Origin of the sequence: Streptomyces rectiverticillatus, assembly GCF_013394065.1 — a bacterium.
Classification (GTDB): Bacteria; Actinomycetota; Actinomycetes; order Streptomycetales; family Streptomycetaceae; genus Streptomyces; species Streptomyces rectiverticillatus.
In genome coordinates this window covers 7,517,734-7,533,302 of record NZ_CP040752.1, presented here as the reverse complement: position 1 = coordinate 7,533,302, position 15,569 = coordinate 7,517,734, and the positions used below count along the sequence as shown (strand labels likewise).

The window sequence follows — 15,569 nt, the reverse complement described above, 5'->3', positions numbered from 1 at the left end:
GTGACGCACACACCGGCGCCGCCGGTCGCCGTCATCGGAATGGCCGTGCTGCTGCCCGGCTCCCCGGACCTGGAGGCGTACTGGCGGAACCTGACGGCCGGCACGGACGCGATCAGCGACGTCCCGGCGGAGCGGTGGGACGCCTGCTACTACGACCCGGACGGTGCCCGCGGCGCCGACCGCATCTACTGCCGGCGGGGCGGATTCGTGGACGAGTTCGCCGTGGTGGACACCGCCCGGTCCGGCGTCATGCCCGCTGCCGTGCCCGGCACCGAGCCCGATCAGCTGCTCGCGCTGCACGTGGCGCAGGCCGCCGTGGCCGATGCGGGCGGCGAGCAGCGGCTGCCCGACCGGAACCGGGTGGGCGTGGTGCTGGGCCGCGGCAACTACATGGGGGCCGGGCTCGCCCGTCTCACCCAGCGCGTGGGGTTCGCCCACCAGCTGGTGCGTACCCTCGGCGAGCTGCTGCCCGACCTGGAACCCGGTCAGCTCGAGCGCGTCCGGGCCGCGTTCACCCGCCGTCTGGGCGCCGACAGCCCGGACGCGGCGGCCGGCCTCGTGCCCAACCTCGTCGCGTCACGGACGGCCGCCCGGCTCGACCTGCGCGGCCCGGCCTACACGATCGACGCCGCCTGCGCCTCCTCCCTGGTGGCGGTCGACCAGGCGGTCACCGAGCTCACCACCGGCCGCTGCGACGTGATGCTGGCCGGCGCGGTCCACCACTGCCACGACATCACCCTGTGGAGCGTCTTCAGCCAGCTGCGGGCCCTCTCGCCGAGCCAGCGCATCCGCCCCTTCCACCGCCGCGCCGACGGCCTCCTGATCGGCGAGGGGTCGGCCGTCGTGGTCCTCAAGCGCCTGGCGGACGCCCAGCGGGACGGCGACCGCGTCTATGCGGTCGTCCGCGGCACCGGGGTCTCCGGCGACGGCCGTTCCTCGGGCCTCCTCAGCCCGGACCCGGGCGGCCAGGTACGGGCCGTCCGGCAGGCGTGGCGAGCCGCCGGCCTCGACCCGCGCGCACCGCACTGCCTCGGACTCCTCGAAGCCCACGGCACCGCCACCCCGGCCGGCGACGCGGCCGAACTCGCCACCCTCGCGGAGGTGTTCGGCCCCGCAGCGGGCGGCGACCGCGCCGTGCTCGGATCGGTGAAGTCGATGATCGGCCACACCATGCCGGCCGCCGGAGCGGCCGGCATGGTCAAGGCGGCCCTCGCGGTCCACCACGGGGTGCTGCCGCCCACGCTGCACTGCGACGATCCGCATCCGGCGCTGGCCGGTACGAGGTTCCGCGTCACCGGCACGGCGGAGCCGTGGGAGAGCGGGCCCGGCCCGGCCGTACGCCGCGCCGCCGTCAACGCCTTCGGCTTCGGGGGCATCAACGCCCACGTCGTCCTCGAAGAGCCGCCGCCCGCCACCGGTACGCGAACACGACGGAAACAGCGGGATCAGCGGGATCAGCGGAATGAGCACACCCGCAGGCCCGCGATCGGCGTGAGCGAGACCGAGCGCGTCCTGGCCCTGGCCGCGGACACCCCGCGGGAACTCACGGACCTGCTGGCCGTGGACGACCATGCGGCGGCGGTCCCCCGGGGCACCGGCCGGGTCCGGCTCGGCATCGTGGCCCCGACCCCGGAGCGGCGCGCGCTGGCCGCGCGCGTGGTGGCCGGGGAACGTCCCTGGCGCGGCCGCAACGACATCTGGTACGCGCCCGCCCCGCTCCTGGGCCCGGGCACCACGGGCAGGGTCGCGTTCGTCTTCCCCGGCCTGGAAGCCGAGTTCGCACCCCGGGCGGACGGGATCGCCGAGTACTTCGGACTGCCGCCCACCACCGGCCGCCCGTCCGGAGCGGGGGCGCCCGTCGGCGACCTCGGGCGCCACGCCGTCGAGGTGTTCGCCCTCGGCCGCCTCCTCGACGGAGCGCTGCGGCGGATGGGCGTCGTCCCGGACGCCGTCGCCGGCCACAGCGTCGGCGAATGGAACGCCATGGCGATGGCCGGCATGTACGCGCCGGAGGCCGTCGACGGACTCCTGGCCGGCTTCGACCCCGACCGGCTGCGCGTGCCCGGTCTCGCCTTCGCGGTGCTGGGCGCCTCGGCCCGGCGGACGCAGACCGCGCTGGCGGCGCTGGGCGACGACCGCGTCGTCCTCTCCCATGACAACGCACCCGAGCAGTGCATGATCTGCGGCCCTCGCCCCCAGGTCGAAGAGGTCGCCCGCTCGCTGCGTGCCGAGGGGGTGTTCGGGCGCATCCTGCCGTTCCAGTCCGGCTTCCACACCCCCATGCTGGCCCCGTGGCTGGAGCCGATCACCGCGGAGGCGGAGCGCCTGGAACTGGTGCCCCCTGAGGTCCCGCTCTGGTCGGCGACGACCGCCGCCCCGTACCCCACACACCCGGCAGACGTACGGAAGCTGTTCGTCCGGCACCTGCTGGAGCCGGTGCGCTTCCGGTCGCTCGTCGAGGCGCTGCACGACGCGGGATTCCGCGCGTTCGTCCAGGTCGGCACCGGACAGCTCACCTCGCTCGTGTCCGCCACGCTGCAGGGCAGGGACCACCTCGCCGTGGCCGCCGACTCGCCTCGCAGGGACGGACTCGCCCAGCTTCGTCGCGTGGCCCTGGCCCTGTGGACCAACGGCGCCGGCATCGAGCCCGCCCTTCCGCCCGCACCCGCGGCCCCCACGGCCACGACGACCACCACGACCCCCGGGCGAGTACAGCCGGCCGGTGTCACCGTCCAGGCGCCGACCCGGCTCGCCCTGGGCAGCACACTCGTCTCCCTGAGCGGGCAGGACCTGGCGGAGCTGCGTCGCGACCTCGCGCTCGCCCGCACCACCGCGACGGGCACCGGCGAACCCGGCGCCGATCCCGTCGGCCGGTGCGTCACCGCGCTGGAGGAGGCCGCCGGGCGCTTTCCTCCTGCCGCCGAGCTCGCCGCGCTCATCCGGGAGACGGCCGCCACCGCAGCCGCACTGATCGATACCGCCGCGCCGAACCGCGGATGGCAGACGGTGCTGCCCGTCTCCGTGGAAGCGATGCCGTACCTGCTCGACCACTGCTTCATCCACCAGCGGCCCGGCTGGCCCGATCTGGACGACAGAAGACCCGTCGTCCCGGGCACCACCATCGTCCACCACCTCATGCACGCGGCGGAGCGGGCCGTCCCGGGCATGCGGGCGGTCGCCGTGCACCACGTGCGCTTCGATCAGTGGGTGGCCGCCGCCGAGCCCGTCGACGTCCGCATCACGGGAACCCCGTCGCCGGACGGCGCCGGCAGGTTCGACGTCTCCTTCGGCCGGAGCGCACGGGCGAGCGTCGAGCTCGCACCGCAGTACCCGCAGGCCGGCCGGAGCGCGCAGCGCCCGGATCCGGCAGCCGAACGCGCGCCCGAGCACACGGCGGCCCGGATCTACGACGAGCGCTGGATGTTCCACGGCCCGTCGTTCCGGGGCCTCGCCGACATCACGGCCATCGGCGAACAGCACGTGCGCGGCGTCATATCCACCCCTGCCGCGCCGGGCGCGCTGCTGGACAACGTCGGCCAGCTCATCGGCTACTGGATCATGGCGAGCCGGTCCGAGCGGGTCGCGGTACTTCCCGTGGGCATCCGGCAGATCCGTTTCTCCGGCCCCGGCCCCGCACCCGGCACCCCGGTGGAATGCCTGGTCAGGATCGTCTCGCTGACGGACACTCTGCTCGAAGCCGATGCGCAGCTCGTCACGGGCGGCCGGGTGTGGGCCGAGCTCACGGGCTGGCAGGACCGGCGCTTCGACAACCTGCCCGAGACCCGCAGGGTGGAACGCTTCCCCGAGCGTCACACCCTCTCCCGGCCGCAACCCGGCGGGTGGAGCCTGCTCCACGAGTGGTGGCGCGACAGCGCCTCCCGCGACCTGGTCATGCGCAACCATCTGGGCCGCGCCGAACGGCACGCCTACGAGCGGCAGCCCCCGCGCGGCCGAGGGCAGTGGTTGCTGGGCCGGATCGCGGTCAAGGACGCGGTACGGCAGCTGCTGTGGGAGCAGGGCGAAGGCCCGGTCTTCCCCGCCGAGATCCAGGTGGGCAACGACGAACGGGGCAGACCGTACGTCGCCGGAGTGCACGGCCGGACCCTGCCCGCACTGGACGTGTCGCTCGCCCACTGCGCCGAGACCGGTGTGGCCCTGGTGCGGCACCGCGGCCCCTGCGGGACTGGCGGACCGGGCGGTGTGGGCGGTGTGGGCGGCGTGGGCATCGACGTCGAGGAGATCAGCGAACGGCCCGTACATCTCCACGAGTTCGCCCTGGGACCGGCCGAGCGCCGGCTGCTCGCCTCCGCATGCGCGGAGACGGGCGAACCGGAGGCCCTGTGGTTCACCCGGTTCTGGGCGGCGAAGGAAGCGGCGGCCAAGGCGGAAGGCAGCGGCCTGCGGGGCCGTCCCCGCGACTTCACGGTGCTCGGCGCCCGCCCGGACGGACTCGTGGTGGCGGCCGGGAGACGAGCCTGGTCCGTACGGTGCCGGCGCATAGGCAACCCTCCGGGCCTTACCACCAGGGACTACGTCGTCGCGTGGACGACCGACGAAGCGACCAACGAAGCGACCGACGAAGCGATCCAGGAAGGGCACTCGGCATGAGCGACGAACGGACGAGGCCGGCGGGTCCCGCAGACGGGACCGTGGTGCTCGCGGAGGTCATCGAAATGGTCGGCGCCGTTCTCGGGGAGCCCGTGGACGACTTCCACGACGGGGAGATCACCAGGGAGACCGCGCTCCACGAGGACCTCGACATGGTCAGCATCGACTTCGCCGACCTCGGCGGCCGGCTGGCCGCGGCGTACGGGGAGCGAGTGAACATGGCCGAGTACTTCGCAGAACTCGACCTCAGCCAGATCATGTACCTCACGGTCGGCGACCTCGTCGACTACGTCGTCTCGTGCCTCCACAAGGACACGGCCGGGGCAGAGGACGCCGCCGGCGTGGCGGGGCGTCGGGTATGAGGAGTGACAGGCCATGAGCGGCTTCCTGTTCGTCGTACCCCCGTTCGCAGGACACGTCAATCCGACCCTCGGTGTCGCGGCGGAGCTGGTCCGGCGCGGCCACCGGGTCGCCTGGGCGGGTCCGGCGTACGCCGTGGAGCCGCTGGTGGGGGCGCGGGCGACCGTGTTCCCCTGCGCGGCCCTGGGAGCCCCGGGAGCCCCGGGAGCCCCGGGGCCGGTCGGAGCCGTTCCGGGGCCGCCGGATTCGGGGCCACCGGATCCAGGGCGGCCGGTTCCAGGAGGGCAGGCTCCAGGGGCGTCGTTCCCGCCGCCCTCGGAGCAGCGGGGGGCCGCGGCGCTGAGATCCCTGTGGGAGGACTGTCTGGGGCCGCTCGCCGAGGCCATGGCACCCGGAGTCCGGGCAGCCGTACGGGAGTTCCGGCCGGATGTGCTCGTCGCCGACCAGCAGGCCCTCGCCGGGGGTCTGGTGGCCGGGCAGCTGGGAATCCCCTGGGCCACCTCGGCGACCACGTCGGCGGAGTTCACAGCGCTCGCCGGCACGCCACAGCTGCGGGCATGGGCCGACGAGCAGGTCCAGGGCCTGCGGAAGCGCACGGGCGTGCCGGACAGCGGGTCCGATCCGCGCCGTTCGGACCGGCTCGTCCTGATGTTCACCACCGAGGCCCTGGCGGGACCGGCCGCGCAATTCGGCCCGCAGGTACGGCTGGTCGGGCCCTCCCTCGCCCCGCGGCCCTCCCCCGGCGGCTTCCCCTGGCACCGCCTGGACGACACGCGCCCCACCGTGCTGATCACACTCGGCACGGTGAGCGGCGCCGCCGGAGCACGCTTCCTCCCGGCCTGCGCCGCGGCGGTACGCGCCCGGTCCGACGCGATCCAAGCGGTGATCGCCGACCCGTCCGGCACCGTGCGCGACACCGGTGACGGGATCCTCGTCCTGCCGCACGTGCCCCAGCTCGCTCTGCTGGCGCGGTGCTCGGCCGTGCTCTGCCACGGCGGGCACAACACCGTCTGCGAGGCCCTGTGGCACGGACTGCCTCTCGTCGTCGCACCCATCCGGTACGACCAGCCCGTGATCGCCTCCCAGGTGGTCCGGGCGGGGGCCGGGCTGCGCGTCCGGTTCCGGCACGCGACGGCCGACCGGATCGGCTCGGCCCTCGACGCCGTCCTCGGCGAGCCTCGTTACCGGGCCGCGGCCCGGCGCGTGGGGGAATCCTTCCGCGCGGCGGGAGGCGCGGCTGCCGCGGCCGCGCACCTGACACACCTGGCCGCCCGCACAGCGGCGGTACGGGCCCAAGCCTTGTGACCAGCGCCTCGACCGCCCCCGCCCCCGTCCTCCCCAGGGAGTTCACCCATGCGCCCATCCTCGCCGCCCCCCACTCCTGAGCAGCGGGCCTCCTACCGCGACGCCCTCGACGAGGGCATGGACCGGTTCCGGCACGCCCCCCGGACCACCTGCCCCTGGTGCGACGCCGGACGCCTCCGCCGACGCCTCCGCACCACGGACCTGCTGCAACGCAAGCCGGGCACCTTCACCCTCGACCAGTGCCTGGACTGTGGCCACATCTTCCAGAACCCGCAGCTCAACGAGGACGGTCTGGACTTCTACTACCGGGACTTCTACGACGGCTTCTGGGAGGAACGAGCCAGGGAGACCGCGGGGAGCCTGCGGCGGGCGTACGAGGAGCGCGCCGCGTTCGTGGCCGACCATGTCCAGCCGAAGACGTGGCTGGACATCGGTACCGGACACGGCTATTTCTGCGCCGCCGCGGCGGACCGCTTTCCCGGCACGGTCTTCGACGGCCTCGACCGGGCCGAAGGCGTCGAACTGGCCGTCCGGCGGGGATGGATCGAGCGCGCCCACCGCGGCCTGTTCCCGGAACTGGCCGCCGAACTGGCCGGCGCGTACGACGTGGTCAGCATGCAGCACTACCTGGAGCACACGATCCATCCGCTGCGAGAGCTGCAGGCCGCGGCCCAGGTCGTGCCTCCCGGTGGTCACCTCTTCATCGAAGTGCCCGACCCCGAATGCCGGTTCGGCCGCATCCTGGGCCGCTGGTGGATGCCCTGGTTCCAGCCGCAGCACCTGCATCTGATGCCCATGGCGAACCTCCGGCGCCGTCTGGAGGATCTCGGATTCACGGTGGTCGCCCAGGAGCGCTGCTATTTCAACGGCCCCGTCAACCTCCTGTACTCCGCCTTCCTCCGCCTGCACAACGCCGCCCCCGCCCCTGACGCCCCCTGGTTCCCCGCCGCACCGACAAGGCTGCGGAAGACGGTCCGCACGGCGATGCACCTCGGCGCGATCCCCCTGCTCCTGGCAGCCAAGGCCGCCGACCGCCTCACCGGGCTCCTGCCGCCCGGCGCGCGCGTGACCGACGCGTACCGGCTCCTGGCACGCCGGGAACCCGCGGGCCCGGAGTGAGGAACAACTGCTACCGCCCGGCTCGGGCGGGGACCGTCGGTGTTGCAGCCCGGTCGGCGGCCTGACATCAGTCCTGCGGACGGCCCGCTCCCGGGCCGTCCGCACCCGGGGGCCGTTCCAGTGACGGCCCGCACCGGCGGGTTTGCGTCCCCGGACCGGGAGCAAGGGATCGTACCGGCGACGGCTCCGCGCCAATTGCACCCCGGCAGGCGGCGCACGGGAGAAAGGCCGTCACACACCCGCCGCGCTCGCCACCGTTAGGAGCATTGTGGTCACCGACAGAACCGCTGATGTGATCGTCGTGGGAAACGGCGCGATCGGCCTGTCCGTCGCGATCGAGGCCGCGCGCCGCGCCCCCGGCCTGCGCATCACGGTGGTGGGGCCTCCCGCGCGCAACGACGCGGCCTCCAGCGTGGCGGGGGCGATGCTCGGCTGCTTCGGCGAGGTCACCACCGCTGTCGGCCATCACCCGGCGACGACCGCCGAGTTCGACGTCATGCGCGAAGCACTGGATCTCTGGCCGGCCTGGCTCGACGAGCTCACCGAGCTCGCCGGTCCCGCCGCCGACGCGCTGCGGGCCTCGCTCACCACGGGCACGTTCGTCGTCCTGGGCGCCGACGCCGGACCGGTGGCCACCGAGAACTTCAAGGCGATGCACGCCGCTGCGATGGCGCACGGCGAGCCCCACGAGCTGCTGGAGGATCCGTCCCGCATCGAGGGCCTGCGACCGGCGCCCGAGGCACGGGCGGTGCAGGCCCTCCACCTCCGCCGGGAAACCGCCGTCGACGCGCGCTCCCTGCTCACCGCTCTGGAGACCGCGGCGAAGAACCTGAACGTCCGTGTGGTTCCCGGTGTCGTCCGCCGCGTGGTGGCCGAGGGCGCCCGGGTACGTGGTGTCGACCTCACCGACGGGAGCCGGCACACCGCGGAGACGGTGGTCCTCGCCGCGGGCAGCGGCAGTACAGAGCTCGCCACCGGCCTGCTCCCTCCGGGCGCCGTTCCCCCTCTGCTTTTCAGCTCCGGCCTGGCACTGATGACCGACCGCGCCCCCGTCGGCGGCGAGCGGCCCGTCCTGCGCACGCCGCCGGCTCCTGTGGGCACCCCCGGAACCCACGTGGTGCCGTTCCCGGGCGCAGGAGGCGCGTACATCGGGGCGACCGATACGGTCACCTGCCGGCCGCACGCCGGACCCGTCCTGGGCACCGGCCAAGCGCTCATGGGCTTGGCGTGCGCGCAGCTCGACCAGTCCCTGACGTCCTCCGTCATGCGCTCCTGGCTGTACGGGATCCGCTCGATCGCCCTGGACCGTATGCCGCTCGTCGGGGGCTGCGGGCTGACGGGCCTGCTGTTCGCGACGGGGGCCTACCGCAGCGGCCTCCACGCCTCCCCCGTCATCGCCCGCCACCTGGCCGGCCTGCTGACCGACAGCGCCCCGGCACCGGATGAACGGTTCGCCTGGTTCGCACCCGAACGGGCCCCCCTCGCGACGACGACGGTCGAGGACTCCGTCGAGGAGGCCGTCCTGCACGCGGTCGATTCCACACGTACGCTGCGCCGGGCGCCACTGTCGCCGGACGAGGAGGCGGACCTCGCAGGCCGGGTGCGCCAGCGTGTCCTGTGGCTGTACGACCAGCTCGACGAGCCCTACGCCCTGTCGCCGGAAATGATCCACGCTTACGGGCAGGCCTCCCCGCAGGACGTGGAACGCCTCCGTGACCACTTGCGGGCCGCGCGGCTCCATCACGGGCTGCCCGCCACGACCGCCGACGCCGCTATCCGGAGCACACTGCCGTGAAAGCGTGACTGCAGCGGCAGGGTCCGGCCGGCATGGGCCGTCCTGCTGATGCCGGTCGCCGATCTCTGCGTCGTGTCCCTGCGCGAGCAGCCCAGCGGAACCTGCCGCCATCGCTCTTGCCCACACAGCCGGGAAACGGTGGGGACACGCCGGGTCCCTTCTCCATGCGGCGAACGGTCACGCGGATGGGTGCGGGTGCCGGGGGCGCCGCAGGAGCCGCAGCCGGGGTACGCGTGCCGGTGCGTAGGGCCGAAGGGCGGAGCCGGCCGGCGGCGAACGGGTGGTTGCGCGCCGCCGGGCGCCGCCACCGGGCAGGCAGGGGCTCACCAGAGGTAGGCCACTGACGTCAAGGATGGGTTGGGCATGAGCGAATACGAGCGTTCCCGTACGATGCCCGCGCTGCCGGAGCATGTCTTCGACCAAGCCGGGGAAGTGGGCCGGCTGGAGAGCTGGATGCCGGCGGAACTGCACGTACGGGCCGAGGAGCTGCCGGCCGTCACCGTGCACGAGGACACCACCGGCCAGGACGAGCCCGCACTGTTCCGCGCCCGGCCGGAGCAGCTGCGCCTGGAGTGGGGTACGCGCGAGAGCGGCAGCTACGCCGGATGGCTGCAGGTGGCCGGCATCGGCAGCGGGGCCAGTGAGGTGACGGTCCATCTGTCGTTCTTCGACGAGCGCCACGACCCAGGTGCCGAGCATGTGCTCTCGGCACTGGAGGAGAGTCTGGAGCGGCTGGAGGAACAGGTGCGGCTGCGCGTCGACGACGGCGGCTGAACGGGCGCCCGCCGTCCCGGCGGGGCCGGCTGCCCTGGAGCCGTCCCGGCTGCTTCCGATTGCTTCCGGTTGCCTCCGGTTACTCCCGGCGGGCGACGCGCACCCTCCGATCACCCACGTCGCCGTGGCGCTACCGGCCCGCGGGGACCGGTGTGCTGCATCCTGGCGGCCGGGCACCAGGCACCGGGCGCCGGACAACGTACGGGCGTTTGCGACGGGCGATCAGCAAAGGAATGAGCGACATGGCGGTGTGCGAGGTCTGCGAGAACGACTACGAGCTGGCTTTCGAGGTGCGCGCGGCGGGAGCCGTGCACGTCTTCGACAGCTTCGAGTGCGCCGCGCACAAGCTCGCGCCGATCTGCGACACCTGTGGGTGCCGCATCCTGGGCCACGGCTTGGAGACCGACGGGATGTTCTTCTGCTGCGCCCACTGCGCGCGGGCCAGAGGCTATTCCGGGCTGACCGACCACGCCTGACGCCCGGCGGATCTCAGCACCGGACGAGCGCGGACATGTCGGCGGCCGGTCATCCGTACGGCCGCGCGTGGTGCTGCCCGGTGGTGGGCGGGAGCAGCGCGTTGCCCCGCCGGGCCCCTGTCGTTGGGCAGGGCCGGGGGCGGCACCTCGGCTGTTTCCCGTCGGCGTCGAAGGGCTCCTGGTGTGCGCGTGAGAAAGCCCGTGCGGGCGGTCGCAGTGGCGGTGGCGGTAGGCGTGCTGTGGACCAGTGGGGTGGCGCCGGCGGGTGCGGCGGGCCGGTTGCCGGCGTGGTGCGACGGACCGGTGGTGGGGTGTGCGGCGGTCCGGGAGCGCGCGCTGGCCGAGGTCCGCGACGGGCTGGGCTGTGACCACCGGGCGCCGTTCGCGGCGCTGTACGTGCGGGTGCAGGAGGCGCTGGGAGGTACGTTGCGGGAGCGGCCGGGGCTGTTCGCCGAGCCGTCGTGGGCAGGCGGGGACCTCAACGCCGCGTTCGTGGACGCCTACCTGAAGTCGTACGAGGCCGACCGGGCCGGACGGCCGGTGCCCGAGGCGTGGCGGATCGCCTTCACGACGGCGCGCGCGGGCGACAGCAACGCCGGGCAGGACGCCCTACTGGGTGCGAACGCCCATATCCAGCGCGACATGCCCTACGTGCTGGCCGGGCTCGGGCTCGTCCGCGCCGACGGCACCTCGCGCAAGGGCGACTTCGACCGGGCCCAGACCGTCCTGGACCGCGCGTACGTGCCGGCGGTCGCAGATATCGCCCGTCTCTACGATCCCCTGCTCGCGTTGGCTGACGGCCGGTGGAATCCACTCGCGCAGTTCACCGTGCGCGAGCTGCTGGTGCTGTGGCGGCAGAACGCCTGGCACCACGCCCGTCGGCTGGCCGCCGCCCGCAGCGCGCAGGAGCGGCGGACGGCCTCGCGGGCCGTCGAGACGAACGCCACCACGTGGGGAAGGCTGCTGGCGGCGGTGAGGGTGCCGGGCTACGGGCAGGTCCGCGACGGGTACTGCCACCGGGAGCGGGGCGGCGCCTTGAGCCCGTCGACAGTGAAGGGGGCATGGCCACTGCCCACGCGGTCGGCCCCGGGCCGGCTGCGGGGAAGTGGCTGAGATCGCCGGGAGGTGGTTTCGTCCGGGGCGGTGCAGTTGCACGCGGCGTCCGGCCGTCGATCTCGTCCACGTGCCCGGCAGCGACCGCCTCCGGCCTTGCCGTTACCGCAGTCGGTGGCCGTTCGGCGGAAGCCCTGTGTGGGAGCTCCCCGCTGCTTCCGGGACTTCGCGCGCCCGCGCGGCTAGCCTGGATGACCATGAGCCCGCAGCCCACCCGCTCCGCCCCGAGCCGCTACACCATCGCCCTCAAACCCCGGGTCGCCGATGAGGAGAACCGCCCGCACCATGGCGCTTCTCTGCGGTCCGCGACCGTCGACGCCACGGGCGAGGTGGGGGTCTCGGGCTTCCCTCGCTACGAGGGCGAGGGTGTGCAGGCGGAGATCGACCCCGAGACACGGACCGTCGAGCGAGTGACGGTGGACGGTGACGCGCTGCCGTACGGTTGGATGGCCGAGGTCACGGGGCAGGGCCCCGGGACGTGAGGCAGGCTCCGGTCTTGTGAGCGTGCGCGCGGTCACACCGTGCTCGGGAACCCTACAACGTGATCCGGGGTGTCCACCCAGGCGTGCTGGCCGTCACCGTCGACGGTCAGGCCGAGGCGGCCGAGACCAGGCCGGCCCTGCTCCTGCCACCAGGCGTGAGCGGTCTCGACCTCGTCCCACAGCCGCCGGCCGCCGTCGTACTGGTACACCGTGGACGACAAGTCGTCCTCGCGGAACAGTACGCACGCCCAGGACCGGTCGTCACCGAGGCTGCACAACCACACCGGCCGCCGACCGTCCTGCGGCGCGTCGAAGACGACCGCGCAGTCCGGGACGAGGAGGCCGAGGGCGAACCGGGAGAGGTCCCAGTCACCCGCGAGCGTCTCGTCGAGAGTCAGCGCCGTCGTGCCCGCCTCGGCCTTCTCCCGGGACTCGGCGGTCACGTAGTGCGTGTACGCGGGGAGGTCCTGGCGCTGGGCGCGCAGGCTCATGAACTGCACCAGCGCCGTGAAGGGCCCGCTTGCACTACGCCCGTCGTCGGCGACCGTGAGCGCTGCCGTGGCCTCCGTGCGGGTGAAGCGCGTGCCCCACGGCACCACGATCCGGCCTCCCGGCCGGCACTGCTGCAGCCAGGCGGTGGGGATGGTGTGCACGCCGCAGGTGGCGATCACCCGGTCGTACGGCGCCCTCGGCGGGTGCCCTCGGAATCCGTCCCCGTGCACCACTGTGACCGCCTCCAGGCCCATCCGCTCCAGGGCCGTGCGGGCGGCGCCGACGAGGCCGCGGTCCACCTCCATCGTGGTCACCGCTCCGGCGCCGAGCCGGTGGGCGAGGAGGCCGGCGTTCCAGCCCGTGCCGGTGCCGACTTCCAAGACCTGCTGCCCGGGGTGCACATCGAGTTCGGTGAGCATCGCGGCGACGACGGACGGGGCGGAGGCCGACGACGACGCGACCCTCCCCTGTTCCAGCCCTTGATGCTCGCCGTCGTCCCACTGTGTCACCAGCGGATCGCCGGACTCGGCCGCCGCCCGCCACCGCTCCGGCTCCCGGGCCCGGTCCACGGCTTCGACGTGGCCGGTCGGCACATGGTGCCGCCAGATGACGTCGGGCAGGAATCCGGTCCGGGGCAGGGCCTCGAACACCGGCAGCCACTCGGCGGTCAGCGTGCCGTCCGCGGCGAGGCCCGCGACCAGCTCCCGCCAGTTACTCACTTCCCGTGCTTTCCGCCGCCCCCGGGGGAGCCGCCGTCCGTTGTGGGCGGCTCCTTCGGAGGCGTCCACGGCTGACCCGGCAACTTATCGCCCTTGTCGCCGTCGTCTTGCTTGTCGTGCCTGCCCATGCGCGCCTCCTCGCCCCTTCGTATGAGGCGAACCACAGTAGGGGCGGGCCCCTGTTCGGGAAAGACGGCACGGCGCCGCGGCACCCCACGCGGGTCTGGTCCGCCGGCGGGGTGGCGGTGGCCACCGGCTAAAAGTGGCTGGGCATGGGCATGCGCAGCAGTAGGCCGGCACAGTGACAGGGCCGACCGCACTGGGGGCAGGAGTGGTCGCCGGTCGTCGTAGCCGGCAGCCAGTAGTCGTGGAGGGTGCTGACCGGCTGCCAGCCGAGGGCCTTGAGCAGGCCGTCGCTGCGGCCCGGCTGACGGTGCAGCCAGGAAATCGCGTACGCCTCGGTGCACCGCTCGCTCAACCACTCGGTGCGGTGCACGGCCAGGGCGCTGCCGAGGCCGCGTCCTCGCATCGGCGCGGTCACGGCCGAGTAGTGCAGTCTGCCGATCCGGCGGCCTCCGGCTGAGGGCGGGGCGGCGGGGAGAGTGCCGGGTGGCATGGGGGCGATGAAGTCGTGGTAGTCGTCGTCGTTCAGGACACGGGCGGTCGCCACGCCCACGAGGACGGGAGGCGTTCCCACATATGCGGTCAGGAAGAGCAGGGTCCCGTCGCGGAGATCTTCAAGGACTTGTCCGACGCTGAACATGCCGGACCCCAAGATCGCATCGGTCAGCCTGCCGGCGTCCGCCGCGGCCCGCCGGTCGCCTGGCCCGAGTGCAGTGATGGTCCAAGTGGTCACACCGTCACTGTCTCCCGGATACCGGGGGATTTCGCCTAGGGATCACCGGTAGAACGGATACGGGTGTGCTCGGCGTCAAGGCATCAGGGGCTCGGGAGCCGACGGTCTCCCGCTTCCCGATCGGCTAAGTGCGAATGCAGAAGTTCTGCGCGTATCTCGTCGTGTGGCCGGACCTGTCATGCTGAGCCGGTTCGATCGGTTCTCACGCTTTGGAGGTCTTGATGCGTGCAGGCGTCGTGGTCGCCGCGCAGCCCGGTGTGGAGGAACTCGCCGTGCAGGCTGAGGAGTTGGGCTTTCACAGCTTCTGGCTCAACGACACCCCGATGGTCCACGGCGACCCCTTCGTCGCCTTGAGCCTGTGCGCGAAGGCCACGAGCCGCATCAAGCTCGGCATCGGCGTGACCTCACCGGCGCTGCGCTCGGCCCCGGCCGCCGCGAGCGGGCTCGCCAGCCTCAATGCCCTGGCGCCGGGCCGGATCATCTGCGGGGTCGGCACCGGCAACACCGCCCGGCGCACCCTGGGCATGCGGCCGACCACGGCGGCCACGCTGGAGGACTTCACCGCCGCACTGCAGGACCTGTGCGCCGGACGCGCCACCGAGTACCGCGAAGGTGACCGGGTCCGCGACATCCGGTTCCTGCACACCGGGGCGCACGTGAACACCGCAGACCCGATCGAGTTCGTCGTGGCCGCGCTGCTCGGACCGAAGGCCGCCGCCGTCGCCGGCCACCGCGGCACCGGCCTCATCTCCTTCGGCCTGCTGGACCCCACCGCCTGGCACACGCTGCACGACGCCCGCCGCCGCGCGGCCCAGGGCGCATCCCGCGAACCCGGCTCCCGCTCGGACTCCTACCTGATCGCCTCGGTCCACATACTCAAAGAGAACGAGGACCCCCACGGCGACGCGGCCCGGGACGCGACGGGCCACGTCGTCATGTCGCTGCTGGCCTTTGCCGCCGACACGGCCGCCGACCGCCACGCCTTCGTCGGGCAACTCGGCCCCGAAGAACGCGAGGCGGTACAGCGGTACCTCGACCGCCGCGGCACCACCGCCACGGCGCCGGACCGGCACACCAAGCTCTACCCCAACTACCTCGGCCGCATCGCACCGGAGGACCGGGACCTGGTCCTGCCCTCGCTGATGAACACCCTGGCCCTGGTCGGCACCCGCGACGAGCTCCTCACCCGCACCACCGCCCTGGAACAGGCCGGCGTCGACGAACTCGTCATCCAGCCGGTGATCGACCCGCCCACGGAGATGGCTCAGCTCGTGGAGCTCCTTGCCTGAGCAGTCCCTCCGGCCCACAAGGCCCACCGATGCCCGACGCGTGGAGATACGGTTCCCCACCGGTGAACGGAACGCCAGGCCCATCGTCGTGTGGCAGCTGTGCTCGCGGGGCGTTGACACGGTCCTCGCCGGGGGTTGGATCGAAGTGTCCGCAACGGTCCGTCCATCCGGCGACGTTGTG

The 15,569-nt window shown here is 73.3% G+C and carries 12 protein-coding genes; 10 read left to right on the top strand and 2 right to left on the bottom strand.

Annotated elements, in window-relative coordinates:
- The 9 genes from FGW37_RS32635 to FGW37_RS32595 all read left to right on the top strand — a co-directional run bounded on the left by FGW37_RS32635 (position 1) and on the right by FGW37_RS32595 (position 12,032).
- Positions 1-4,608 carry a type I polyketide synthase gene (locus tag FGW37_RS32635; RefSeq protein ID WP_281394916.1) on the top strand — a complete coding sequence of 1,536 codons (4,608 nt, stop codon included), beginning with the start codon at positions 1-3 and terminating at the stop codon, positions 4,606-4,608.
- On the top strand, positions 4,605-4,970 hold the full coding sequence (locus FGW37_RS32630) for an acyl carrier protein (protein ID WP_246430695.1): 366 nt from the start codon (positions 4,605-4,607) through the stop codon (positions 4,968-4,970). Before FGW37_RS32635 ends, FGW37_RS32630 begins: the two co-directional genes overlap by 4 nt.
- Positions 4,971-4,983: 13 nt before the next feature.
- Positions 4,984-6,273, top strand: coding sequence for a glycosyltransferase (locus FGW37_RS32625; RefSeq protein WP_179084374.1), 1,290 nt, complete (start codon positions 4,984-4,986; stop codon positions 6,271-6,273).
- Positions 6,274-6,321: 48 nt separating this feature from the next.
- A complete protein-coding gene (locus FGW37_RS32620) occupies positions 6,322-7,392 on the top strand; it encodes a class I SAM-dependent methyltransferase (protein WP_179084373.1) in 1,071 nt (356 codons plus the stop codon).
- A 268-nt stretch (positions 7,393-7,660) separates the two neighbouring features.
- Positions 7,661-9,187: an NAD(P)/FAD-dependent oxidoreductase gene (locus tag FGW37_RS32615; protein ID WP_179084372.1), complete on the top strand. Its 1,527-nt coding sequence runs from the start codon at positions 7,661-7,663 to the stop codon at positions 9,185-9,187.
- A 363-nt stretch (positions 9,188-9,550) separates the two neighbouring features.
- The gene (locus tag FGW37_RS32610; RefSeq protein WP_179084371.1) at positions 9,551-9,961 is read left to right on the top strand and encodes an SRPBCC family protein; all 411 of its coding nucleotides are present in this window, start codon (positions 9,551-9,553) and stop codon (positions 9,959-9,961) included.
- 242 nt (positions 9,962-10,203) lie between these two features.
- Complete coding sequence (locus tag FGW37_RS32605; RefSeq protein ID WP_179085037.1) at positions 10,204-10,437, top strand: hypothetical protein; 234 nt, start codon at positions 10,204-10,206, stop codon at positions 10,435-10,437.
- A 189-nt stretch (positions 10,438-10,626) separates the two neighbouring features.
- Positions 10,627-11,550, top strand: coding sequence for a DUF5995 family protein (locus FGW37_RS32600; RefSeq protein ID WP_179084370.1), 924 nt, complete (start codon positions 10,627-10,629; stop codon positions 11,548-11,550).
- Between the two features lie 197 nt (positions 11,551-11,747).
- Positions 11,748-12,032: a hypothetical protein gene (locus FGW37_RS32595; RefSeq protein WP_179084369.1), complete on the top strand. Its 285-nt coding sequence runs from the start codon at positions 11,748-11,750 to the stop codon at positions 12,030-12,032.
- A 32-nt stretch (positions 12,033-12,064) separates the two neighbouring features.
- Here the strand turns inward: FGW37_RS32595 and FGW37_RS32590 are convergent, their stop codons facing one another.
- Together FGW37_RS32590 and FGW37_RS32585 are read right to left on the bottom strand one after the other, a co-directional pair.
- Positions 12,065-13,243 carry a methyltransferase domain-containing protein gene (locus FGW37_RS32590; RefSeq protein ID WP_246430694.1) on the bottom strand — a complete coding sequence of 393 codons (1,179 nt, stop codon included), beginning with the start codon at positions 13,241-13,243 and terminating at the stop codon, positions 12,065-12,067.
- 256 nt (positions 13,244-13,499) lie between these two features.
- Complete coding sequence (locus tag FGW37_RS32585; protein WP_179084368.1) at positions 13,500-14,099, bottom strand: N-acetyltransferase; 600 nt, start codon at positions 14,097-14,099, stop codon at positions 13,500-13,502.
- A gap of 221 nt (positions 14,100-14,320) precedes the next feature.
- On the opposite strand from FGW37_RS32585, the gene FGW37_RS32580 reads away from it, so the two are divergent.
- A complete protein-coding gene (locus FGW37_RS32580) occupies positions 14,321-15,388 on the top strand; it encodes an LLM class flavin-dependent oxidoreductase (RefSeq protein ID WP_179084367.1) in 1,068 nt (355 codons plus the stop codon).
- Positions 15,389-15,569: the final 181 nt, after the last annotated feature.